Raw genomic sequence first — 22224 nt, 5'->3', positions numbered from 1 at the left:
TTTTATCATATCGACAGAACTCAATTCATGAATGCGGGGCGTCCATGTTTTCCTCCGAACGTTTAAAGGGCATCGATGTATTTGTCTGCGTCGCCGACGCCGGGAGCTTCAAAGGCGCTGCCGAGCGGATGAGTCTGACGGCTTCGGCAATCAGTAAAGGGATAGCTCGATTGGAGAGCAGGCTTGGGACTCGGTTGTTCCACCGAACAACTCGAAGCTTGTCACTGACGGATGCGGGGATTGCGTTCTATCGCACATGTACAGGCGTGCTGGCTGAGCTCGAAGAGGCTGAGCTGTCCCTACTTGCCGAAAATACTGAGCCTCGTGGCAGGATTCGCATTGACCTTCCAGGTGCATTCGGCCGCCTGCAGGCACTTCCGGTCATTCTGCGATTTGCCCAGGAACATGCGCTGCTGCTGCCGCACATTTCGTTTTCCGACCGTTTCATCGATCCTATCGAGGAAGGTGTCGATATCGTCGTACGCATCGGTGGTTCGGACGTTTGGCCCGCCACATTGGAGCACCGCTACCTGGGCAGTGAGTGGCATATCTTCTGTGCGTCTCCCGCCTATTTGAGTAAGCACGGCACGCCCGTGACCGACCGCGATCTGGAACATCATCAGTGCATCGCTTACGGCTGGGCGGATGGAACGGTTAACCCTTGGAGCTTTTCAGGCAAGCATCCGGGCGAAATTGAACGCAGGGCTATAGGCGCAAAGTTCGTTGTGGGAGATGGCGAAGGTCTGGTAATCGCGGTATCGGCGGGATGCGGGATAGCGCAGTTACCGTCATGGTTGATCAAACGTCAGCTTGAAGAGGGGACATTGGTTGAAGTGCTTCCCCAGTTGGCAACCGATGGCCAGGCGATCAATCTGATTTGGCTAAAGAGCCGTCAGGCGCTTCCCAAGGTCAGTGCATTATTGGAGGCACTTGCTGCTGGTTTGGTGCCGTCTGCTAGCAAAACCCAATGATTGCTTCTGGCTGTTTGCTGCCTGTCGCGATCGGCTGAAAACGACCAAAGCCGCCCTTTGTGAAGGACAGTTGATGGAAAAATTCAGCCATAGTCCCAATGCCATCAGCAGCTCCGGCAACTCAGCACCGTATGTAAGGAAATTCCCCGCTTTTGGGGAATTTCCCCATGAGTCAATATGAGTCTACCGGCCCAGAAGAGTCCGTTTCGACACAATGTCGTGATGTGTAGACCTGATCTTAAATTGGCTTGGTAATTGCTCCCATGCTTGTACCTCTTTGAACAGGCAGTGACGGCGTTCCAGGAGCGCTGGAGGATGTCAATCATGAGAACGAACCAGCCGGCTAAGAAGTCGCTTGAGATGGTTTCCAATACGCCTGGCGAGCGCTCTCCAATCGTTAGAAAGCCAGTTAAATTAACGGGCCGCTGTAATTGAAAGAAATACGCTTTCACGTTTTTTTAACTCCTCCTTGCGCGCCTAATTTGCTTTGCAGCTGACTTCATCAGCAATGTTCTGCGAGTATCAGGGCTATAACTGATGGAGGCACAAGCCCCCTTAAGTGATAAAGCGATAGACCTCACACCATTGAGGAAGCGGATCAGATGCTTTTGCCCATCTCCAAGCAGATCACCGTGATCTCCCCGCATTTGGATGATGCTGTCTTCAGTTGCGGCTACCTTTTGGCAGAGAGTCGAGATGCTCTCGTCATCACAGTATTCGCTGGCGTGCCTGATGCTGGCATCCAGGCCGCTCCTTGGGATACAGCGACCGGTTTTAGTAGCGGGTATCAGGCCGTGCTCGCGCGACGCGATGAAGATTCGGAGTCGATGCGCAGGCTTGGTGCGACAGGTACATGGCTCAATTTCTGGGATGGCCAATACGGCCGCAGCTATCAAACGACCGACCTCGTGCCAGCGCTTAAAACGATCCTTCAACAAAGGGGCGGCACCATTCTCTTTCCTATGGGGCTTGTCCACCCCGATCATCTGCTGACAAGCAACGCCTGTTTGGCGGTGCGTGAAGCGCTTCGTACGCAACCGTACATAGAGGATGGAGCCACTGACCTTCCAATAAACTGGTTCGTCTATGAGGAGGCCGTCTATCGGCGCGTACCGGGCTTGGCCGCTGCTCGGATCGCTTCCTGGAAACAGGCCGGGATAGGCATGTGTGCGGTTAAATTTCCCAGCTCGAGTCTAAAACGAAAAGCCCATGCCGTAGCCGCGTATCAGAGTCAGCTTCCGTTATTCGGGGCACTCAAACGCGTCGATATGATTTTGCCTGAACACTATTGGCGGCTCGATCCAGATCAGCCGATCCTCCGCTAAATCAGCCGGAATTGAAGGGGGAACAGGTATCGATGTGCCGGTGGACGTGACTGCGACGAGTGCATTGGACACCTTGGCCCGATCATTGCTGCACCACAGCGTCAAACGTTCCGCTCTGTCACCGAGTCTTGTCACGCCTCGCGACACTTTTGTGCTAGAGGGAAAATTCGCTAAGGCTATGTCCGAGGAGAAAAGGACGTGTTAAACAGCGCCTCTCAAAAACTCTGTTCGGTTTGCGTAATCATTCCGATGTATAACGCCGCGGGCAGTATTCAACAGGCACTGGACTCGGTGGGCCAGCAAACCCGTCTGCCCGACAACGTTATCGTCATAGACGACGGTTCCAGCGACCAAGGCCCACAAGTCGTCCAAAACTACGCCGCCTCCTTTCCCTTGACGCTCTTACAGCAGGCTAATGCAGGGCAGGCGAGTGCACGGAACACAGGGATCCTGCTCGCCAAAGAAACCCTGATTGCGTTCCTTGATGCCGATGATCAATGGCATCCGCAGAAACTGGAAAAGCAATTGGCGCTCTATGAGGAGCTCACTCGCAAGGGACGCCGGGTGGGGCTCATTGATTGCTACCAAATAAGTGATTTCAGCGACGGAACCAGACAGCTGGAGGATCGACGCAAGGGCGGCCGACATTTTGTCGACTTTATCTACGAAAACATCATCAACGGTACGTCCGGCGTATTGATGGTGCGCGAAGTGGCTCTAGCTTTGGGCGGTTTTGATCAAACCCTGCGCTTTGCCGAAGACCGCTTGCTATGGACTCGGATCGCCGAACACTGGGAAATTCACACCGTACCTCAGGTATTGCACCGGCGCGGGGTCGACAGCGGTAACATTACCGCACAACCGCAAAAATACTACCCGCACAAAGTCCGATTCATCGAATTGTACCTCGCCCGCTACGGTGCGAAGTTGACCACGCAGGAGCGTATCCACTTCGTGCTGGCCAACCATGTCGAATTTCTTGACGCGTTCTCCAGGCGTGGCGAACACCTGCAGGTAATCAAGGTGTTCCGGCGGATGCTTGAGCACTCCTGGCAGGCACTCATTTTTTCCAATGGGAAACCGACCTTGCGTTATCTCTATGCGCGACTAAAAACATTACGCAAGACATCTTGATTCAACTGGCTCCCATGGATCGTATTAGCTACAGGGAAGGCCGATGGGCTGCGGCTGGCGAGACGAATTAAAGAGTAGCTCAGCTAATTTTTTTGTCTGCCGCAGTCAGTACGCGGGGAATCTGAAGCTTCCTTCTCTGCCGATCATGGTTACACAGCGTGCGGGTCAAATCCGATGCCATCAGTGGTCAGAAACAATGCAAATGAGGGATCAATTCGATTGCAAGCGAGCGGTCAAATGAAGCGCACTTTCGCAGCCATGACCCGCAGCGATGACAATGAGCGCGAGAAAGCAGAGCAACTGAACGCTGAAGAAGGTAAACCGCACGGCCACGAACGCATCAGTTTGCACATGGGATACGTGCACCAGCGACTGGCATACGCGAGCGATCAGCACGATCAGGCTCAAGTAGTTGACTGCAGGCCCGTTGATGTCGAGGGCTGAAATCATCCAGACGATGACGGCAAAGACCGGCAGGTTTTCCACGCAGTTGGCGTGTGCCCTTGTCCCGCGCCGATACCAGTCTTCGCCGTCGAGTTGATCGCTGCGGAAAGAGGCGATCGGCACATTGGAGAACAGGATGGCGACCCAGCGATACACGCCGACGGTGGCCATCAACAGCAGCAAGGTCCAGGTCGCGAACCCCAGCAGCATCCACATCGGTATCGTCATGGCCGCCATCCTCCACAGATCGCTGTCAGCACGTCATCGCGTAGCGCGCGGCCGACGGGTCGTCGGTCGCGCGCTATCGCTCAATGGCTCATGATTGGCGCCAGTGCGGCTTGAATCCTGGCCATTTGTGCGGGCGTAGTCATGCTGGTCAGCAGCCGGCCAAAGTGTGGATGCTGCACGCCTGAGATGATGTATTGCCAGCGGTACGCTCCCAGCACGCCGGCCTTGATTTGCGCTGTCTCGTCGGCACTGAGCGATCTGGACACATTGCCAATGAAGTACTCGGCATCAGCTGCCGATTGGGCCTGCAAGATGGTGTCGACGGCCCCCACCAGGGCAATCAGGTCATTCACCGCCTGGTCGCGTTCGGCTGGCGTAAGTCTCGTGTGCTCGGCCTTCCACTCCAGTTCATCGAGGACGACATGGCGGCTTTCATCCTTCCAGTGAAATTTGAAGACGTCCTTGAACAGCGGGCACAACTCCTCGCGCGGGGCGATGCTTTTCGTGTAGTGCGTTTGCACAAACAGCTCGATGTGGCAGGTCAGCGCCAGCACCGACCAGGTGCTGGCCGCCAGTACCGCGCGCGCCACATCGTTGGCATCGGCCACTTGGCGATAGCCTGCGGGCAAGTGCGAACCCAACATCGTTTCCATACGTCGGAACAGCTCCTGGTGCTTGATCTCGTCATTGGAAAAACGCACCAGCGCTTCCAGGGCGAGCTGATCGTCAAAGACATGGGCGCGACCCTGGTCGAGCATCTTGGCACTGATAAAACGCTCGACCAGGCCAAAGAGGTACGCATAGGTACGGCCCTGAATCTGACTGAGCAGGCGCGCCTCGTCCGCGGCGAGAAAGCTCAGGCGGTCGATCTGCGACAGCCCGTCGGGCAGGAATTTACGCGAGAAGTCGAACCTGCGGTCCTGGAGCAAATCACGGTCAATCTGCCATTCCGATTTTTTCGATGCTCTGACAAGTTGCGCATAACGGGCGGCGTTGCCTGAGCCCGTGACGGGTAGGGTCGCGAGGGTGTTCATATCGATCTCCTGCTGTGGGGCCGCTGAGGTAGACGTCGGATCCATTCGCCATGGGTGAGCCTGCGGGGCTCGTCTAGGTTGCCGGGTCCGCGTTGGTGCTAATCTAGGTGTCGCCGTTCAGGCCGTGAATGACCCGTACGCCTGATTACCTGCTCCGGGCTCCGGAAAGGAGGGTTGGCAAATGCTGGACGCGCTTTCTGATGTCTTGCGAGTGATTCGGCTGTCTGGAGGGGTGTTCCTCGAAGCGGAACTGACCGCGCCCTGGTGCATTAACGGCAGGCTCTCGGCGGATGACTGCCGGCCTTTCCTGGCGGCGCCCCGACACGTCATGTCGTCGCATTTTGTCGCCGCGGGGCACATGCAAATTCGAATCGACGGAGGAGCCGCCATCGACGTGGGAGCAGGCGAACTCGTGCTGCTTCCTCACAATGACGCTCATGCGTTTGGCAGCGACCTGAGCATTGAGCCCATGCCGGTGAAGGACGTTATCCAGCCGCCGACAGTCGGCGCGATTTCACGGATCAACGGCGGCGGGGGCGGCGAGACCACACAGTTATTGTGCGGGTTCCTCGGCTCTGAAACGCCCTTCAGTCCGTTGCTGTCGTCGCTGCCATCCCTGTTGAAACTGGACTTGCGAGCGACGGCTTCGGGCGCCTGGATCGAAAGCTCATTCCGTTTCGCTGTCAGTGAAATCGCGGCGGGGCGCGTCGGCTCGGCAACGGTCATCGCCAAGCTATCGGAATTGTTATTCGTCGAGGCCGTCAGCCAGTATGTCGCCAGTCTTCCCGCGGAGCGGCGCGGCTGGCTTGCCGGGTTGCGAGACCCGCACATCGGGCGTGCGCTGGCGCTGCTCCATGCCCGGCCAACCGACAGCTGGACGGCGGAAGCGCTGGCTCAGGAGGTGGGCATGTCGCGCTCGGTTTTCGCCGAGCGATTCACGGCATTGGTCGGACAGCCACCGATGCAATACCTGACTCTCTGGCGGATGCACGTGGCGGCTCAACAGCTGCGCGAAGGTCGCGGTAATGTGGCGCAGATCGGCTTTGCCGTTGGCTACGAATCCGAAGCCGCGTTCAGTCGCGCGTTCAAGCGTCAGTTCGGCACATCCCCCGGCACCTGGCGCAGGCAATCGGCATGAGCGAGTCAGGTGCCGAAGGCCAATGCCGGCTAGACGCCGGCCGGGTTTTTCGGGCTGACTCGTACACTCGCTACATACAGCGTGATTCGACTCAACAGTGACACCGGGTGTTTCATCGAGTCGCGTGCGCCACATCGCCGCAGAATATATCGGCGTTGCCATCCTCTGGAGAAGTCCGCACGACAATGGAGTACTTGCCTGACAGCAGGTCTGGCAGTTTGATCGGCGCGCTTCGGTAAAAGGTCCATCCGCCGGTACCCGCATTGGGTTCAGTGTTGACCTTATCGTTCATCGCAAACGCGGCAGGCCCGGGTTGCTGGCAACTGCCTTTGTTGATGAACGTGTAGATGCGCGGGGGCAGCATGGTTCCGCTTGGAACGCCGGTAATGTAGAAGTCAAAGTTGGTTTGATTGCCTTCGCCCGTCAATGTGGTCGTGGCGGTATGACCGGGGTTCCTGTGGGTTGCTGCCAAAGGAAGATTCATTGATTGGTGTGATGAGCTGGTGCAGCCGAAGAGACTCGCGGTGATCAACAGCGCTGACAGGGGAGCAGAGAGTTTCATTGCCAACCTCCAATAGTGGAAGAAGTGCGGTGGGGGACTATTGGGTATAGCTCATAACGCGGTGTTGCACGAAGCCGCGTTGTGGCAAAAGTGCATGCCATTTCGGCAGGCGAACCGCTAACCTTGATCTTTTTTCACTGCGTTTGCCATATGGATCAGGAGGCTTTCACGCTGACAAATTTCCTCTTCCACACCCCTCACTTCGTTCATGTAAAGCTCTACGGCGGGCGGCAGTGAGCGCTCTTTAAGGTAGATGAAGCCATAGCGGGTGCGCAGGGCGAGGTCATGGAGGGGCAGCGGTACGACTTCGCCGGCCAGGAACTCTCGCTCAAAAGTCGATAAATTTCCTACCGCCAGGGCGTTGCTGTTTTCGACGAACTTAACGATTTGCATGGGCACGTCGATTTCAATCGCCGGTACAAAATCACCGTTCTGCGCATCGTACGCACCGGCACAGCCCAACGTTGCCGGGAGTAAATGGGTGGCCAGTCGCAGCGGAATACGTGAAGCCACCCAGGGATAATCGAGTGTTTGCGCCAACGTCAATGAACGCTTTTGCGCAAGCAAAGGGTGGCCGGGCCGACAAAACAGGCGCCCCTCGTGTTCACCCAATAGCTCACAGGTAAATGCTTCCCGGCCCTCCAGGGTACTGATTTCGGCGATTCCCAAGTCCACCACACCGGTCGCGACCTGATGAGCAACGTCACGCCATCCGGCCACATGGGCAGTGACTTTGATGTGAGGATGCCGGGTATGCAGCCGCGCGATGCCGGTGTATCCGCTGGTGATACTGGGATAGGGGCCCAAGGCAACTTTCAGTGCGCCGATATCACCGCCCGCCAGCGAGGCAATGTCGCGCCGCAAATCCTCCTCGGCCACTAACAAGCGTCGACTTTTTTCACGAAGCAAATGACCAAACGCAGTCAGCACAACGCCTTCAGGGCGTCGATCGAACAGCGTGACCCCGAGTTCACTCTCCAGCAACTGAATGCTTTTGCTCAGCGCAGGCTGGGAAACCCCTAACGCTTTGGCGGCTCGACCAAAGTGCGCATGTTCAATCAACGCCAGAAACTGACGTAAGCGGCGGGGTGTCATGTCATAACCTTTATATTATTGAAAACAGCTGAAACGGAATTTTTCGTAATGGAATGAATATGCTATTCATGGCCTGACGGGTCAAGTTGACGCGTACCCAATCCATAAAATCGGGCGCAATTACCCGCATTGACGCTCTTGGCAGCCCTTGGCACAGGAACCCCTTCATGCACAACAAGACCCTTCATCTGGCACTGGCAATTACGCTGGGCTGTGGCGTTAGCCCTGGCGTATTTGCTGCCGATGCAAACGGCGCGAATTCTGATCCTTCCGCGACAAAAAGTGCGCACTTCGATACCAAAGGCAAAGCGCCTTCGGCCTACACGATCGAACTGCAAAACGATGTACGCAAGACACTTCCGTTCGCGGACAAGCGTGATTTTGAAGAAGCGAAAAAAGGCTTCATTGCCGCACCGTCCTACAACAAGATCATGTCCGAAGCCGGAAATGTCGCCTGGAACATGGGCAGCTATGACTTCCTGCTCGACGGCAAGGACTACGACAGCATCAATCCGTCCTTGCAGCGTCAGGCGCTACTCAACATGGCCTTCGGTCTATATGAGGTCGTTCCGGACAAGATTTACCAGGTGCGCGGGTTTGACCTGGCGAATATCACCTTCATCAAGGGTGATACGGGCTGGATTGTGTTCGACACGCTGATGTCGAAGGAAACCGCCAAGGCTGCGCTGGACTTCATCAATGAAAAGCTCGGCAAGCGTCCGGTCGTCGCGGTGGTGATTTCTCACTCCCATGCCGACCATTTCGGTGGAGTGCGCGGAGTGGTCGATGAGGCTGATGTGCGCAGCGGTAAAATCCCGCTGATCGCACCCACCGGTTTCATGGAGCATGCAGTGGCTGAAAACGTCTACGCCGGCAACGCAATGACCCGGCGCGCATTTTTCCAATATGGCGTGCTGTTGCCGCACAGCCCTTATGGCCACGTCGACATGGCCATCGGAAAAAATGCGTCCATTGGCAACATGGGCCTGATCGAACCCAATCGCTATATCTCGAAAGACTTCGAGACCCTGACGATCGATGGCGTGGAGATGGAGTTTCAAAGTACGCCGGGCACTGAAGCACCGGCGGAGATGAATACCTGGTTCCCGCAATTCAAGGCATTCTGGGCCGCGGAAAACATCGTTGGCACTATCCATAACATTTACACCCTGCGTGGTGCGCTGGTCCGTGATCCACTGGTCTGGTCGAAGAACATCAACAACGCGTTGTATCGCTACGGACAACAGGCGGACGTCATGTTCGCCGCGCACAGCTGGCCACGTTGGGGCAATGAGCGGATCCAGGACGTGATGCGTGCACAGCGCGACGCCTACGCCAACCTGAACAACGCGGTGCTGCACGCGGCCAACCAGGGCGTCACCATCAACGAGATTCACAACGTCTACAAATTGCCGGACAGCCTGAAAAATAACTGGGCGACCCACAGCTACCATGGCTCCGAAGAGCACAACAGTCGCGCCGTGATCAACCGCTACCTGGGTTACTGGGATGCCAATCCTGCGACGCTGATGCCGCTGTCACCGAAAGATTCGGCACCGCTGTATGTGGAGATGATGGGGGGCTCAGAGAAGATCATGACCAAGGGCAAATCCTTGTTCGATCAGGGCAAATACCGCGAAGCCTACGAAATTCTCAATAAGCTGGTGTATGCCGAGCCCCACAACACCGGGGCCAAGGACTTGCTCGCGGACGTCTATGAACAGGTCGGTTATCAGAAGGAAAGTGCTGGCGTGCGTAACAGCTTCCTCGCGGCGGCGTACGAGTTGCGCAACGGCGTGCCAAAGGGCGTACCCCCTAAAACCACCGGGCCTGACATGATTCGCGCCATGAGTACCGAGTTGTGGCTGGAGTACCTCGGCATCGCTCTGGACGGCAGCAAAGTGGCGGATCAACACTTCGTCTTGAACCTCAAGACGCCCGACAACGGAGAGCAGTTTGTGGTTGAGTTGAGCAATTCAACACTGACCAATATCAAGGGGCAGCAAGCGAAAAATGCTGACTTGACGATCACCCTTGATCGTTCTGACCTTGAAGGCGTAATGGCACGGAAAACCAGCTTCGCTCAACTCGTTGCGGCCGGCAAAGCCACTTTCGTCGGCAATCACAAACCCTTGGAACAGTTGATGGCCGCCATCACCCCGTTTACCCCCACCTTTGAACTGCTGCCTGGCACCCAGGAGTAAAGCAGCGGGGTTGCGCTTTCTCTGTTTCAGGCTGACGCTGCCTTGCGCATCTGATGGCACCCGGTGCGCAGGTCGGCCAGCACGACATGTTTACCTGCACCGATGACGACTGAGTGTCCACCCCTAAACGGCGGTATTCGGAACAACACCAGGCGGGGTATTTCGACACGATTGCCTCATACCCCGCCCTTCGGGACCCGTAGTCAAGCTGCGGCAAGTCCTCCATCAATCAGGTAGATCGCGAAAGAAAAAGTCACGATCGACAGCACCGTACTGACCAGAATGGAGGTCGCGGCTTCACTCTGATAGGCGCCGGTCTGGTTTGCAAACATCGCCGGAATCGTTGCCGACGGAAGCGCGCAAAGCAGGATCATCTGTTGTGCGTAAAGGCCATGAGTACCCAGCAAAACAGTGGCGGCAAACATCAACACCGGGTGAATGAACAGCTTGAGCCCAAGGTTGCCCCACACTTCACCTGACATTTTCAGCTTCTCCGAAGACATGATCAGCCCCAGGCATAGCAGGGATACGCCTGGCGTCGCCTTGCCGAGAAGATTGAGTGACTCCCCAGCAATCGGCGGCAGCTTGGCCTGCAGCAGCGAAATCAGAATGCCGAGGGCCGGTGCCCACATCAGAGGACGGCGTACCGCACCCGACAAACTCGATACGAACGCCTGAGTGCCACTGCCCTTTCCGTCGGCAATGGTGAGCAACATGGTCGTGAGGGGGATCATCACCAGGCTCGCGACCAGGTTCAGCACCAGCACTGAATAAATGCTGCCGGTTCCGTACATCGTTGCGAGGATGGGGATGCCCATGAAGGCCGCGTCCGGGTAGCCGTTGACGAAACCCTTGAGCGTTGCGACCTTGAGATTGCGCGTGGTGAACCAGCCGATCGCCAGCGCTATCGTGTACATACCCATGATGCCGATAAACGTAGCCGCGACGAACTTGAAGTCGAGAAGCTGTTCACGCGGCGTGCTCGCCATCCCGACAAAAAGCAGCGCCGGGAATATCCAGCCGAGTACCAGCCGGCTGATCAGCAGGCTGTCCGAATGGGTAAGCCGTCCGCGCTTGCCGGCGATATAGCCCAGCGCGATCACAAAGGCGACGGGTAAAATTGGCCCTACGATCCTGTCTAACATGTGCACAATCCTCGTATTTATTTTTATCAAGAATGTCGTCATGGCTGATCGAGGCCGATGCGCGGCCTCGATCAACGCGGCAATGGCCAGACGGCCGTTGCGGTTAAGGTTTGAAGCGGTAGTCTCGAATGACGTCCTGGTCCGGCTCAATTCCAAGCCCCGGCCCTTGGGGTACGTCGATCCGGCCGTTACGCGGAATGATGGCGTCGCCATAGAGCTGCGCTTCGAGATCGAAGTAACGCCATTCAACCAAGGACTTCGCGCCGCCGAGGGCGGCGCTGCCATGCACGGCGGCCAACAGGCCCGGGCCGTCATAAAAGGCGTGGACCATCACGGTGACGCCATGCGCATTGGCCAGCGCATAGATTTTTTGCAATTCGGTGATGCCGCCCATTTTTGCCGGGCTGGGCTGGATGAAATCGACCGCGCCGGCTTCAAGCAGATGCTGGAAGTCCATCAGTGTCGAAGCGTTCTCGCCGGCCGCAACCGGGATGCCGCCGTGCTGGCGTACCCGCGCCAGGCCTGCATAGTCTTCCGGCGGCCAGACCGGCTCTTCGATCCAGCGCAGGTTCAACGGGCGCAGTTTCTCGGTCATATCCAGTGCTTCACGCACCGACCACGGGGCGTTGACGTCGAGGGTGATTTCCACGCCGGGGCCTGCGGCTTCACACGCGGCGCGAATGACATCTGCATTCACTTCATGCAGCTTGAGGTGACGGAAACCGCTATTGACTGCGCGCTGCACATTCACCCGGATGAGTTCGGGGTCGGCATAGCGGATCAAGCTTGCATACGCCGCCAGCGAAGTGGCCTCGCTGCCACCCAGCAGTTGGTAGATCGGTTTGTCGGCCGCTTTGCCGGCGATATCCCACAGCGCGATGTCAATCGCCGACAGGCCATAAATGAAAGCGCCGCTGCGACCGAAGACGTGGAATTTCTTCTGAAGATCGCCCTGCAATTTCTCGCGCCGCGTGACATCACTGCCTATCAGTTCAGGCGCGAGGATCGTGTCGATCACGACTTTCACCGCAGGTATCGCGGTGAAGCCAAAGGTTTCGCCCCAGCCGACGATACCGTCGTCCGTGGTGACTTTAACCACCAGGGAATCGACCATTTGGAGGTCTTTCGGCCCCCAAACCCCGCCGGCTGACGGCCCCCCCGTAGTGAAGGGAATTCGAAGCGGAATGGTTTCGATACTGGCAATTTTCATAGGACTTCGCCTCAAGCACGTTGCATGGGTGACACGGCGATTTTCGGATTTCGCCCGTGCCAGGTTGAGGACAACGTACATGACGTTCTGTTGTCCTTCAACTGAACAACTACCGCTTTGTGCTAGACCTTGGTCTAAATTAAATTCAAGTAGCTGATTTTATTGGTTTTAATTTTATGTCCCGAAAGTGGAATTCAGTTTTGACTGTTGGGAACAAGTCTTCTGATGTAGATTAAGAAGACAAGTGGAAGGGATTAAAAGAATGAGTGAAATAAATGTGCAACCCGTGGCACGGCGTCCTCATCTGGCTGAGCACATCGCCCGCTCGTTGAGCGACGAGATAGCGTCTGGCCGACTACGCCCGGGAGACCGGTTGCCAACCGAGCAGTTTCTCTCACAAAACTTTGGCGTCAGCAGAAACGTGGTGCGCGAAGGGATTGCCACGCTTCGAGCTCAGGGGTTGATCCAGTCCCGGCAGGGCGTTGGCGTATTCGTTTCGGCCGCAGCCCCATCGCCGGAGATTTCACCCGAGCGCGATAGCGCGCCGTTCCTGGACGGTGACAATACGATCCGCAATATGTTCGAAGTCCGGGCCGTCCTGGAAAGCCAGGCCGCCGCGCTGGCGGCATCGCACATGACGCCGCACAAACTGAAAACGATTCAGGCGGCGGTGCTGCGAATGCAATACGTAGGCGAACCGACACTGGACACTGTGAACGCCGATCTCGACTTCCATCGGGCCGTGGCCGCAGCGTCTGGCAATGACTATCTCGAGACGATGATTCGCACAGTCCTCGAGCCGATGCGGGCACTGATCACCATGAACTTTGCGCGACGAGGCCCTGTGTTCAGTAATATTCCGCATGCAGCTCGCGGTGAACATGAGGACCTCGTGCAGGCTTTGACCGATCAGAATGCGGCGGCGGCACGTCAGATCATGGGGCAGCATATAGTCAGTGCAGCCTCCCGATTCGGATACGAAATTGATTTCTTCTAATGTCGACTAGTAAATGGCGGTTGTCTCGTCATCCTACAAGTGAGTGGCTGCTCCTGTCTGACAGCTGATACGCGTGACCGACCTGTCATGCCAGCTGCTCGTCTTGTGACGAATAAGCCGGATAATCGGGTTAAGCCTCAAACATGCGACGGGAAGAGCGGCAAGATGTGCTCAGCAAGCTCGTCGAGAATCTCACCGTAGGGTTGACGGCTGACCTTGGGGTTGAGCGCTATGTGCGAAATACCGGCAGCTTGGGCTTGCTCCAAGTAATTACGCAGGCCGTTACGCCCCGCTCGGAAGCCGCCCTGGATGCGCTGGAATGGCTGGTCCGGGTAGTCGCTGAGGTCGAAATAGCCGCCTAGCCCTAACGGTTTGAAAGCCTTGGGCCCTTCGATTTCACGCACGTTGGCGTGCCAGTTCTCGCCCAACGATGCCAGCCGCTCGGGGCTTTGCACGCCGGCCAGATATCCATCAAGGTGTTCCGCCAACCACTCGATGCTTTGCTGCGCCTGGCCGACAGCGATTGAAGGGACGCGTCCATACGGTGCTTTTGGCACCAGGTCGAGGTTTCCGGAGGAACCACCAAATCGCTCGGAGCGAAAGCGCGGAAAGTCCTGTTCAATCAGGGTGCGAAATACCGAGAAGGCATCACGGTAGCGATCACCACGGGTTTCATAATCGATACCTAGCATCGGGTAGTCGCTGTATCGATCGCCCGAGGATAACCCCAACACCAGGCGCCCTTCGCTCAACTGATCCAGGGACGTCGCTTGCTTGGCCAGATACATAGGCTCGTGAGTCGGCAGCACGATACCGGTGGTTCCCAGGACTATGCTTCGTGTGGCTGCGGCCAGGAAGCCGATGTAAACCAAGGGCTCAAAGATGTGCGCCACATCGTTGTAGTCCGGGTCGAAGAAAGGAATATCACGCATCCACAGCGCGCCAAAACCAAGCGCCTCGGCTCGCTGCGCCATTTCCAGGTGACCACGCAGGGTCGGTGCCGCCCGGCCGGCATGGGTTTCGAGGGGCAAAATCAACCCAACCGTCAGCGACTGTGGTCGAAACAGGCGTTGAAAACCAGGGTGACGCTCAAGTGAAGGATCGGCGGTCGGCAAGGCGGCGACTTGCACTTGCGGTGAGCGTTGGGTGTCGATAGTCATGATGGCAGTCTCGGTAAGTGACGATGACTGACATCTTTATTGAATCCTGAACTTGGATAAACATCACCAATAGACCATCACACGGTCCAGTGAATCCCCAATATTTCAGCTTTCCCAAGGTAATTGTGATGCCCGGCGCTCAATCAACAGATCAATGAACGCGCGGACACGCGGCGACAACTGGCGCTTGCTTGGGTAAACAACCCGGATGGGGTCGGGCGATGCGCGATAAGGTTTGAGTACCTCCACTAACGTGCCGGCGTGCAAGTCGTTACCGGTGATATAGGTCGGCAAATGGATCAGGCCAATGCCCGTCAGCGCCGCTTCGCGCATGGCTTCAGAACTGTCTATGTTCAGCCGCCCTGGTTGTTCATAGAAATAAGGGCCCGCGGGAGTCTGGTAACGCCAGACGCTGGCCTGGCCACTGATGAAAGCAATGGTGTCATGCCCGATTAAATCCGCAGGCGTTTGTGGAACACCGCAACGGGCCAGATAAGAAGGCGAGGCACACGTTGCGAACTGCTGCCAACCCACGGTTCTGGTCAATAGTTGTGAATCGTCCTTTGGCGCGCCAATGCGGATGGCTACGTCGACACCTTCTTCGACCAGATCCACAAAGCGATCGGTAAACCAAACGTCCGCACGAAGTTCAGGCCACTGTTTCAGATAAGCATCCAGAATCGGCAGAATATGGCGCTGACCGAAGGAAAGGGGCGCTGTGAGTTTGAAAGTGCCCGTCGGCCTTCCACGACGCAAGGCCATGGTTGCATCCACCTCATCAAGGTCATCGAGAATTTGCTTCCAGCGTTCATAGGCGATGTACCCCTCGTCAGTCAGGCTCAGTTTGCGCGTGGTGCGATTCAGAAGCCGTGCTCCCATCCGACCTTCAAGACGAACGATACTTTTACCTACAGCCGATCGGGTCAGGCCAAGTGAGTGGGCCGCGGAGGTAAAACTTCCAGCCTTCACAGCGCAGACAAAAGCAGCGATGTCACCGAATCGGTTGGCTTCCATTGGTACCTTTACTCCAGTGCATACTTACGTTGTAGCGAGACATGAAGCCCAAAAAATTAGTTTTTTGCTGCTGCCGCGAGATCGCAAATTATTACCCCTGCCGAGGAGCTAGCGCCACAGAATCCCAGGCGGCGCGAATCAAGTTTTATCTCCTGCTGACAGGCCATTGAGTGGCCGATTATTGCTGCCGGTGACCTCAGTCGAGGGCGTGACTTGCGAGCCAATTATTCGCTGCTACGCTTGTCCATTCGGTGCTGCCGGCGTAATGCGACATGTTTCTCCCCCTGGACTGGGTGTTCCCAGGTCTATCGAGCCACCTGCCAACTTCAGCCGCTACTGCCGATCGTGCCGGGCCGCATTTCGGTTAGTCGCACGAAACCCATGCTCATGTGTTGACCCGCGACGGAACAGAGCAAGGGGCGTGATCTTTTGCGCCCCGACCCATTGGCAGGCCCTCTACGGCTCAACGGGAATTCGCATGCCCTTAGGCAATTTTCTGGAGACACTCCTATGAGGCTTCAGTTGCTTTCGGCCGCACTGATTTTCGCCAGCATGGCGACCACAGGCGCGGCCCTCGCTGGCGAGACTTCACCCTCAACAACCGATAAAGCATCGCCCACCAGCGCGGTCAAACAGGAAATAAAACTCACACGGGTCACACCCGAGTATTGGCGGGTCACGTTCCACAACCCGCCGTTCAACATCTATGGTCCGGAGACCATGCCGCAGCTGAACGAGGTGGTCACTGCCATCGAGTCCGATCCTAAGCTGGTGGTCGTGGTGTTCGACAGCGATGTGCCGGATTTCTTCCTCACCCACTATGACTTCGTCCCCCCGCTGACTGACACCACCAGCCTTCCCAACGGCCCGACCGGACTGCCGCCCCTGCCGGACATGCTGGTGCGATTGAGCAAGGCTCCGGTGGTCTCGATTGTGTCGATTCGCGGTCGCGCCACGGGCGTTGGCAGTGAGCTGGCACTGGCCAGTGACATGCGCTTCGCCAGTCGCGAGAAGGCCATTCTGTCGCAATGGGAGATTGGCGCTGCACTCGTGCCTGGAGGTGGTCCCATGGCACGACTGCCAAGGTTGATCGGTCGCGGGAGGGCACTGGAAGTGCTGCTGACCGGCAACGATATCAATGGCGAGCTCGCCGAGCGCTACGGCTACGTCAACCGCGCGATGCCCGATGCCGAACTCGACAAGTTCGTCGACACCATGGCCCGGCGCATCGCGCGGTTCGACAAGCAGTCGATTGCTGACATAAAGCGCCTGGTCAATGCTGCCAGCCTGCCACCGAACGAAGCCATCGCCGCCGAATGGGATGGTTTCATCGGCTCGGTCAAACGCCCGGCAGCGCAGGCCCGTATAAAACAGTTGATGGAGCTTGGGTTACAGAAGAAAGCCGACGTCGAGAAACGCCTGGCTTACTACACCGGCACTTTGGGTGAGGAATCGAAATGATCCTGCCCCTCCTATTTCAAACGGAGTCACAGTCATGAGCACTACTCTCGAAAGCGTTCTGTACACAGCAAAAACCCACACCAGTGGCGGTCGCACAGGCAGTGGCAGGTCGAGCGACGGTGAACTGGAGGTCAACTTCAGCTCCCCTGGTTCAGGCAAGCCGGGCACCAACCCTGAGCAACTATTCGCCCTCGGCTATTCAGCCTGTTTCATTGGCGCAATACAGGTGGCGGCCGGCAAGCTGAAGGTTAAATTACCGGAGGACACCTCGGTAGATGCTGAGGTAGATCTGGGTAAGACCAACGGAGGCGCTGACTTTCAATTGGCCGTGAGGCTTAACGTCAGTGTGCCGGGACTGGATCAAGATGTGAGGCAGCAGCTGATTGATGCCGCGCATCAGATTTGCCCGTATTCGCGAATGACTCGGGGCGATGTGGAAGTAGAGGTCAAACTGGTTTAAGGCAAAACTACGCCTTGGCGGTGTAGCTGCTGATTTGCAAACGGCTGGAAAAGCCATGCCCCTGATCATCGGGGCTATGCGTGTCGGCGCTCGGCGTCGCTTCCGGGAACCTGAGCGGCCAAAAACCCTGTCTCATGATTTGGAGGTATCCAATGAGTAACAGTACCCAAAGCACTCACTTCACTGGTTGGGCCGCAACAGGGGCCGGCGCTCCACTAGAACGCCATAGCTACGATCCCGGCCCATTGGGGGACGAAGAGGTGGAAGTCTCAGTTGAGTATTGTGGCGTCTGCCACTCCGACCAGTCGATGATCGATAACGAATGGGGCCTGACCCAATACCCATTCATCCCGGGACATGAGGCGGTAGGCAGTATCGTACGAAGGGGCTCCCAAGTACGCAGTCTCGAAATAGGGCAACGAGTGGGGATTGGTTGGTACAAGGGCAGTTGCATGCATTGTTCGTCGTGTATGAGTGGCTCGCATCACCTATGCGGCGCCGTAAAACCCACCATCATCGGCAGCAACGGTGGCTTCGCCGATCGCTTGCGCTCGCACTGGGCTTGGGCCGTTCCACTACCGAAAGAACTCGATCCGGCCATGGCCGGACCATTATTCTGCGCAGGCTCGACGGTGTTCAATCCGCTTTTGCAGTTCAACGTCAAACCCACTGACCGGGTCGGTGTCGTCGGTATAGGAGGGCTCGGTCATCTTGCACTACGCTTCCTCAACGCTTGGGGGTGCGAAGTCACGGCTTTTACATCGACACTGACCAAGCAAGACGAAGCCAAGCGACTGGGAGCACACAACGTAGTCGCCTCGACCGACAGTACTGCGTTGAATGCCATTGCCGGCACCCTGGATTTCTTGCTGATCAGCGCCAGTGCAGACCTGGACTGGCCGGCGATGCTTGGAACGCTGCGCGGCAAAGGACGCCTGCATTTTGTAGGCATTGCGCCCAGCGCTATCCCTGTGCATGTCTTCAACCTGATTCCACAACAAAAAAGCTTGTCCGGCTCGCCAATTGGCTCGCCCGGTAACACGGCGACCATGTTGGAGTTCTGCGCACGTCATCAGATCCTGCCGCAGGTAGAAATGTTTCCCATGAGCCAAGTCAACAACGCCATCGAACATCTACGCAGCGGAAAAGCTCGCTATCGCGTAGTGCTGGACGCCAGCAAGTAACCAATCGGCGCGCAGGGTAAAACCCCTCGCGCCGTCACCACCAGTGTTTGTACTTCCCCGGCTAGCTTTGCAAACCCTCCGCAAATCGCCCTGACTCAGGCCTCGCGTGCGTCGGTTCACGGCGATTGAATCCGCAGTGTTTTAACCCCTTGGCGTCAGGCCGCCCTTCGCAAACCGCTGAAGATCGACCCGTAGCACTTACAGCCAGGATTACTTCAGTTTCGCCAGCATGGCCACGGCGACTGCCTTGGCCGACTGAGGGTTTTGGCCGGAAATGACTTCGCGGTCTTCGATCACGTTCTCGCTCCATGGCTTGGCTTCGGAGAAGTTAGCACCGGCTGCCGTCAGGCCATCTTGTGGGAACAGTTTCATATGACCGCCGCCGAGGAAACCTTTGGCCTGCTCCTCTTCCGCGTCAGTGAAGGCGGTGACTTTGTAGCCCTTGTAAATCCAATTGGCTGGCGCTGCCGGCTGTTTGCCCGATTCCAGCGCAGAGACAAAACCGTGTGCGTCCGGGATCGCCGACAACATGGCGATGGTGCCATGGCAGGTGAAGCCGGTGATCTTGCCTTTTTCATGGAAGTTGGTCAGCAGTTGGCCCAGTTGCTTGTCCTTCAGCAGATCCTGCATCGGGATATGGCCGCCAGGCACGAATACGGCATCGAACTTGTCGTAGCCGATTTTCTGAACCTGCGCGAAGCTGATTGCCGGGGAGCCGTTCTTTGAGGTCAGCTTCAGCGTGTCCAGCAGCGCGAGACTTTCCTGACGGGCCTTTTCATCGCCGCCCCAGAAGCTCACATCATTGGATTTCTGGTCCGCGGTTGGCGCCTTGCCGCTCGGGGTGGCAAATACGACGGTTTGGCCCGCCGCGATGAAGGTCTGGACCGGTTGCATCAATTCGTTCAGGAAGAAACCTGTCTGCATGACTTTCCCGTCTTTCAGGTCCAGTTGATCCTGATCCGACAGTACAACCAATACCGTGCCGGCATTGGCATAGTTGGCAGCAGCGGCTAACAGGGCGGCAATAATGGTTTTTTTCACACGTTTCTCCAGTAGGAATGGTTTGACGGAGCCATCTTATTACTAGAGCGGGCGGGGGTAGAGCCCCCTGAATTGCATTTCACTTATTACATTGAGTAATCAATTGTTGGAGGCTTACTGTCGCTGAACCCGGCTGAGCAGGGTCAGCAACGGCCGCGCCAATTGTTCCAGGGTCTTGGCTTTTGGAAGGGTATCGGAGAGCAGAGATAGAATCTGATCCAGGGGGGGCGCCGATCGACGGATTACTGAACAGGGCAGGGCTTCACCCGCCTGAATCAGGCAGCCAGCGCGCTCGCTCCTCCAGACGGACCCTTGGAACAACCTGCCAACAGCTCATACCTCAACCTCGCAAAACCCTCAAAGCAACCGTTCAATGGCAGAATCCCCTCAACTTGATCGTTTTGGAGAACACCATGCTTGGTGCGTTTGAACGAAGACTCGACCCCTTTCCTCCTGACGAGGTACCTCCACCACCTAGCGGCCTGACTCGCTTCCTGTGGGCTTGCACGCGCGGCGCCCGCGGTTACATCCTTGCGCTGGCGCTGCTCAGTGCCGCGGTGTCGATTTACGAAGCCTGGCTGTTTTCCTTCCTCGGGCAGGTCGTGGATCTGCTGTCTACCTGGCAGGCGGGCGGTGAAGCGGCGGCGCAGGAAAGTCGCGTGCTGTGGGGCATGGGCATCGTCATGGTGGGCAGTGTCGGGCTCGTGGCGTTGCGCACCATGGTGCAGCACCAGATCTTGGCGATTAACTTGCCGTTGCGGCTGCGCTGGGACTTCCATCGCCTGATGCTGCGCCAGAGCCTTTCGTTTTTTTCCGATGAGTTTTCCGGCCGGGTTACGACCAAGGTGATGCAGACGGCACTGGCCGTGCGCGACGTGTTGTTCACCCTGATCGAGATCGCCCCCGGGATCGGGGTGTATTTCATCGCGATCATCGCGCTCGCCGGTGGCTTCGCCCTGAAACTGATGCTGCCTTTCGTGGCTTGGGTCGCGTTGTTCGGACTGGCCATGCTGTACTTCGTGCCGCGCCTGGGGAAAGTCGGACAGGAACAGGCCAATGCGCGGTCAATGATGACCGGGCGTATCTCCGACGCCTACACCAACATCACGACGGTGAAGCTGTTCTCCCACTCCAATCGTGAAGCGCATTTCGCGCGTGCCGCGATGGAGGATTTCAAGCAAACCGGCTTTCGCCAGATGCGCCTGGTCAGCCAGTTCGAGATCGTCAACCAGGCGTTGGTGGTGGCGTTGATCATGGCCGCCGGTGGCTATGCGCTGTGGCTCTGGCACCAGGGTGAGGTCGGCGCAGGTGCCGTGGCGGCCATCACTGCCATGGCGTTGCGGATCAACGGCATGTCGCACTGGATCATGTGGCAAATGACTTCGCTGTTCGAGAGCATCGGCACCGTGCAGGATGGCATGGCCACCTTTACCCGTGGACCCAAGGTGAAGGATGCCCCGGACGCGGGCGTGCTGGTGACCTCTGGCGGTGCGGTCACCTTCGATAAGGTGAGCTTCAACTACAGTGGCGAGCGTCAGGTGCTCGACGGCCTGAGCCTGAGCATTCGCCCAGGCGAAAAAATCGGCCTGGTGGGCCGTTCCGGCGCCGGCAAATCCACGCTGATCAACCTGCTGCTGCGCTTCTATGACGTCGACAGCGGGGAGATTCGTATCGACGACCAAAACATCGCACACGTGACGCAAGACAGCTTGCGCAGCGCCATTGGCATGGTTACGCAGGACACCTCGCTGCTGCACCGTTCCATTCGCGACAACATCGCCTATGGCCGTCCCGATGCGAGCGACGCACAAATCCGCACCGCCGCGGCCAATGCCCAGGCCCACGAGTTCATCAGCCAACTGAGCGACCGGCACGGCCACACCGGCTACGACACCCTCGTGGGTGAGCGCGGTATCAAGCTGTCGGGCGGCCAGCGCCAACGCGTCGCGATTGCCCGGGTGATGCTCAAGAACGCCCCGATCCTGCTGCTTGACGAGGCCACCAGCGCGCTGGACTCGGAAGTCGAAGTGGCCATTCAGGAAAGTCTTGATGAAATGATGCAGGGCAAGACCGTGATCGCCATCGCCCATCGGCTGTCCACGATTGCGGCCATGGACCGGCTCATCGTCATGGATGACGGACGCATCATCGAAGAGGGTACTCACAACCAATTGCTGGAGAAGAACGGCGTTTATGCGCGGCTGTGGCAGCATCAAAGCGGCGGGTTTTTGGGTGAGGATATGGGGCTGGCCGAGGCGATGGATCAGGTGTAAGCGAGAGGGGTGCGCAGCAAGCGGTACGGCCAATGCGACTTCGCAAGGGCTGGTCAAAGGCAGATATCGTGATACAAACCGTGCCAAGTAGAAATGGACAGCCCACCCCACTGCTTGAAGGTGCGTTGTCAACGACAAGGAGTC

The 22224-nt window shown here is 57.3% G+C and carries 20 protein-coding genes; 10 read left to right on the top strand and 10 right to left on the bottom strand.

The genetic code is table 11. The features are described from left to right. Nucleotides 1-44 precede the first annotated feature (44 nt). The 3 genes from NL116_RS19655 to NL116_RS19645 all read left to right on the top strand — a co-directional run bounded on the left by NL116_RS19655 (nucleotide 45) and on the right by NL116_RS19645 (nucleotide 3430). Nucleotides 45-971, top strand: a complete 927-nt coding sequence (locus tag NL116_RS19655; RefSeq protein WP_494373651.1) for a LysR family transcriptional regulator — start codon at nucleotides 45-47, stop codon at nucleotides 969-971. Between the two features lie 602 nt (nucleotides 972-1573). Beyond that, nucleotides 1574-2296, top strand: coding sequence for a PIG-L family deacetylase (locus tag NL116_RS19650; RefSeq protein WP_494373650.1), 723 nt, complete (start codon nucleotides 1574-1576; stop codon nucleotides 2294-2296). Nucleotides 2297-2494: 198 nt separating this feature from the next. Then, nucleotides 2495-3430 carry a glycosyltransferase family 2 protein gene (locus tag NL116_RS19645; RefSeq protein WP_494373649.1) on the top strand — a complete coding sequence of 312 codons (936 nt, stop codon included), beginning with the start codon at nucleotides 2495-2497 and terminating at the stop codon, nucleotides 3428-3430. Between the two features lie 210 nt (nucleotides 3431-3640). Here NL116_RS19645 and NL116_RS19640 read toward each other — a convergent pair whose 3' ends face one another. Continuing rightward, entirely contained in the window at nucleotides 3641-4102 is a 462-nt protein-coding gene (locus NL116_RS19640) for an MAPEG family protein (RefSeq protein ID WP_494373648.1), read from the bottom strand. A gap of 80 nt (nucleotides 4103-4182) precedes the next feature. Next, on the bottom strand, nucleotides 4183-5136 hold the full coding sequence (locus NL116_RS19635) for a diiron oxygenase (RefSeq protein ID WP_494373647.1): 954 nt from the start codon (nucleotides 5134-5136) through the stop codon (nucleotides 4183-4185). Between the two features lie 181 nt (nucleotides 5137-5317). Between NL116_RS19635 and NL116_RS19630 the strand changes: the two genes are divergently transcribed. After that, complete coding sequence (locus NL116_RS19630) at nucleotides 5318-6274, top strand: AraC family transcriptional regulator (RefSeq protein ID WP_494373646.1); 957 nt, start codon at nucleotides 5318-5320, stop codon at nucleotides 6272-6274. Between the two features lie 112 nt (nucleotides 6275-6386). Here the strand turns inward: NL116_RS19630 and NL116_RS19625 are convergent, their stop codons facing one another. After that, complete coding sequence (locus NL116_RS19625; RefSeq protein ID WP_494373645.1) at nucleotides 6387-6836, bottom strand: hypothetical protein; 450 nt, start codon at nucleotides 6834-6836, stop codon at nucleotides 6387-6389. A 117-nt stretch (nucleotides 6837-6953) separates the two neighbouring features. Further along, entirely contained in the window at nucleotides 6954-7931 is a 978-nt protein-coding gene (locus tag NL116_RS19620) for a LysR family transcriptional regulator (RefSeq protein WP_494373644.1), read from the bottom strand. Nucleotides 7932-8098: 167 nt separating this feature from the next. Between NL116_RS19620 and NL116_RS19615 the strand changes: the two genes are divergently transcribed. Further along, nucleotides 8099-10135, top strand: coding sequence for an alkyl/aryl-sulfatase (locus tag NL116_RS19615; protein ID WP_494373643.1), 2037 nt, complete (start codon nucleotides 8099-8101; stop codon nucleotides 10133-10135). A gap of 203 nt (nucleotides 10136-10338) precedes the next feature. On the opposite strand, the gene NL116_RS19610 is transcribed toward NL116_RS19615, so the two are convergent. Next, nucleotides 10339-11280 (bottom strand): AEC family transporter, encoded by a 942-nt coding sequence (locus tag NL116_RS19610; RefSeq protein WP_494373642.1) that lies wholly within the window; start codon nucleotides 11278-11280, stop codon nucleotides 10339-10341. 103 nt (nucleotides 11281-11383) lie between these two features. Then, nucleotides 11384-12394: a mandelate racemase/muconate lactonizing enzyme family protein gene (locus NL116_RS19605; protein WP_494373641.1), complete on the bottom strand. Its 1011-nt coding sequence runs from the start codon at nucleotides 12392-12394 to the stop codon at nucleotides 11384-11386. A gap of 358 nt (nucleotides 12395-12752) precedes the next feature. Between NL116_RS19605 and NL116_RS19600 the strand changes: the two genes are divergently transcribed. After that, nucleotides 12753-13487, top strand: coding sequence for a FadR/GntR family transcriptional regulator (locus NL116_RS19600; protein WP_494373640.1), 735 nt, complete (start codon nucleotides 12753-12755; stop codon nucleotides 13485-13487). Between the two features lie 137 nt (nucleotides 13488-13624). Here the strand turns inward: NL116_RS19600 and NL116_RS19595 are convergent, their stop codons facing one another. Together NL116_RS19595 and NL116_RS19590 are read right to left on the bottom strand one after the other, a co-directional pair. Continuing rightward, nucleotides 13625-14647 carry an LLM class flavin-dependent oxidoreductase gene (locus NL116_RS19595; protein ID WP_494373639.1) on the bottom strand — a complete coding sequence of 341 codons (1023 nt, stop codon included), beginning with the start codon at nucleotides 14645-14647 and terminating at the stop codon, nucleotides 13625-13627. Between the two features lie 105 nt (nucleotides 14648-14752). Beyond that, on the bottom strand, nucleotides 14753-15661 hold the full coding sequence (locus NL116_RS19590; RefSeq protein ID WP_494373638.1) for a LysR family transcriptional regulator: 909 nt from the start codon (nucleotides 15659-15661) through the stop codon (nucleotides 14753-14755). A 510-nt stretch (nucleotides 15662-16171) separates the two neighbouring features. On the opposite strand from NL116_RS19590, the gene NL116_RS19585 reads away from it, so the two are divergent. Both NL116_RS19585 and NL116_RS19580 read left to right on the top strand, forming a co-directional pair. Then, nucleotides 16172-17122 (top strand): enoyl-CoA hydratase/isomerase family protein, encoded by a 951-nt coding sequence (locus NL116_RS19585; protein WP_494373637.1) that lies wholly within the window; start codon nucleotides 16172-16174, stop codon nucleotides 17120-17122. A 34-nt stretch (nucleotides 17123-17156) separates the two neighbouring features. Next, complete coding sequence (locus NL116_RS19580; protein ID WP_494373636.1) at nucleotides 17157-17582, top strand: organic hydroperoxide resistance protein; 426 nt, start codon at nucleotides 17157-17159, stop codon at nucleotides 17580-17582. Between the two features lie 7 nt (nucleotides 17583-17589). Here the strand turns inward: NL116_RS19580 and NL116_RS19575 are convergent, their stop codons facing one another. Beyond that, entirely contained in the window at nucleotides 17590-17718 is a 129-nt protein-coding gene (locus NL116_RS19575; protein WP_494373635.1) for a hypothetical protein, read from the bottom strand. A gap of 16 nt (nucleotides 17719-17734) precedes the next feature. Here NL116_RS19575 and ahr point away from each other — a divergent pair, with 16 nt between their 5' ends. After that, a complete protein-coding gene (gene ahr, locus NL116_RS19570) occupies nucleotides 17735-18766 on the top strand; it encodes an NADPH-dependent aldehyde reductase Ahr (protein WP_494373634.1) in 1032 nt (343 codons plus the stop codon). Between the two features lie 210 nt (nucleotides 18767-18976). Here ahr and NL116_RS19565 read toward each other — a convergent pair whose 3' ends face one another. Continuing rightward, on the bottom strand, nucleotides 18977-19807 hold the full coding sequence (locus NL116_RS19565) for a type 1 glutamine amidotransferase domain-containing protein (RefSeq protein ID WP_494373633.1): 831 nt from the start codon (nucleotides 19805-19807) through the stop codon (nucleotides 18977-18979). A 413-nt stretch (nucleotides 19808-20220) separates the two neighbouring features. On the opposite strand from NL116_RS19565, the gene NL116_RS19560 reads away from it, so the two are divergent. Further along, nucleotides 20221-22080, top strand: coding sequence for an ABC transporter ATP-binding protein (locus tag NL116_RS19560; protein ID WP_494373632.1), 1860 nt, complete (start codon nucleotides 20221-20223; stop codon nucleotides 22078-22080). Nucleotides 22081-22224 lie beyond the last annotated feature (144 nt).

The organism is Pseudomonas sp. FBCC-B1667, from assembly GCF_059133255.1.
This window is presented reverse-complemented; position numbering and strand designations above follow the sequence as displayed.

What these genes read in the sequence shown, in the direction of transcription:
- NL116_RS19605 (WP_494373641.1), bottom strand. Translation starts at nt 12,394, where the DNA reads ATGGTCGATTCCCTGGTGGTTAAAGTCACCACGGACGACGGTATCGTC.
- NL116_RS19585 (WP_494373637.1), top strand. Translation starts at nt 16,172, where the DNA reads ATGAGGCTTCAGTTGCTTTCGGCCGCACTGATTTTCGCCAGCATGGCG.
- NL116_RS19625 (WP_494373645.1), bottom strand. Translation starts at nt 6,836, where the DNA reads ATGAAACTCTCTGCTCCCCTGTCAGCGCTGTTGATCACCGCGAGTCTC.
- NL116_RS19590 (WP_494373638.1), bottom strand. Translation starts at nt 15,661, where the DNA reads ATGGAAGCCAACCGATTCGGTGACATCGCTGCTTTTGTCTGCGCTGTG.
- NL116_RS19640 (WP_494373648.1), bottom strand. Translation starts at nt 4,102, where the DNA reads ATGACGATACCGATGTGGATGCTGCTGGGGTTCGCGACCTGGACCTTG.
- NL116_RS19560 (WP_494373632.1), top strand. Translation starts at nt 20,221, where the DNA reads ATGCTTGGTGCGTTTGAACGAAGACTCGACCCCTTTCCTCCTGACGAG.
- NL116_RS19580 (WP_494373636.1), top strand. Translation starts at nt 17,157, where the DNA reads ATGAGCACTACTCTCGAAAGCGTTCTGTACACAGCAAAAACCCACACC.
- NL116_RS19630 (WP_494373646.1), top strand. Translation starts at nt 5,318, where the DNA reads ATGCTGGACGCGCTTTCTGATGTCTTGCGAGTGATTCGGCTGTCTGGA.
- NL116_RS19600 (WP_494373640.1), top strand. Translation starts at nt 12,753, where the DNA reads ATGAGTGAAATAAATGTGCAACCCGTGGCACGGCGTCCTCATCTGGCT.
- NL116_RS19620 (WP_494373644.1), bottom strand. Translation starts at nt 7,931, where the DNA reads ATGACACCCCGCCGCTTACGTCAGTTTCTGGCGTTGATTGAACATGCG.
- NL116_RS19655 (WP_494373651.1), top strand. Translation starts at nt 45, where the DNA reads ATGTTTTCCTCCGAACGTTTAAAGGGCATCGATGTATTTGTCTGCGTC.
- NL116_RS19575 (WP_494373635.1), bottom strand. Translation starts at nt 17,718, where the DNA reads ATGAGACAGGGTTTTTGGCCGCTCAGGTTCCCGGAAGCGACGCCGAGC.
- NL116_RS19595 (WP_494373639.1), bottom strand. Translation starts at nt 14,647, where the DNA reads ATGACTATCGACACCCAACGCTCACCGCAAGTGCAAGTCGCCGCCTTG.
- NL116_RS19635 (WP_494373647.1), bottom strand. Translation starts at nt 5,136, where the DNA reads ATGAACACCCTCGCGACCCTACCCGTCACGGGCTCAGGCAACGCCGCC.
- NL116_RS19610 (WP_494373642.1), bottom strand. Translation starts at nt 11,280, where the DNA reads ATGTTAGACAGGATCGTAGGGCCAATTTTACCCGTCGCCTTTGTGATC.
- NL116_RS19615 (WP_494373643.1), top strand. Translation starts at nt 8,099, where the DNA reads ATGCACAACAAGACCCTTCATCTGGCACTGGCAATTACGCTGGGCTGT.
- ahr (WP_494373634.1), top strand. Translation starts at nt 17,735, where the DNA reads ATGAGTAACAGTACCCAAAGCACTCACTTCACTGGTTGGGCCGCAACA.
- NL116_RS19650 (WP_494373650.1), top strand. Translation starts at nt 1,574, where the DNA reads ATGCTTTTGCCCATCTCCAAGCAGATCACCGTGATCTCCCCGCATTTG.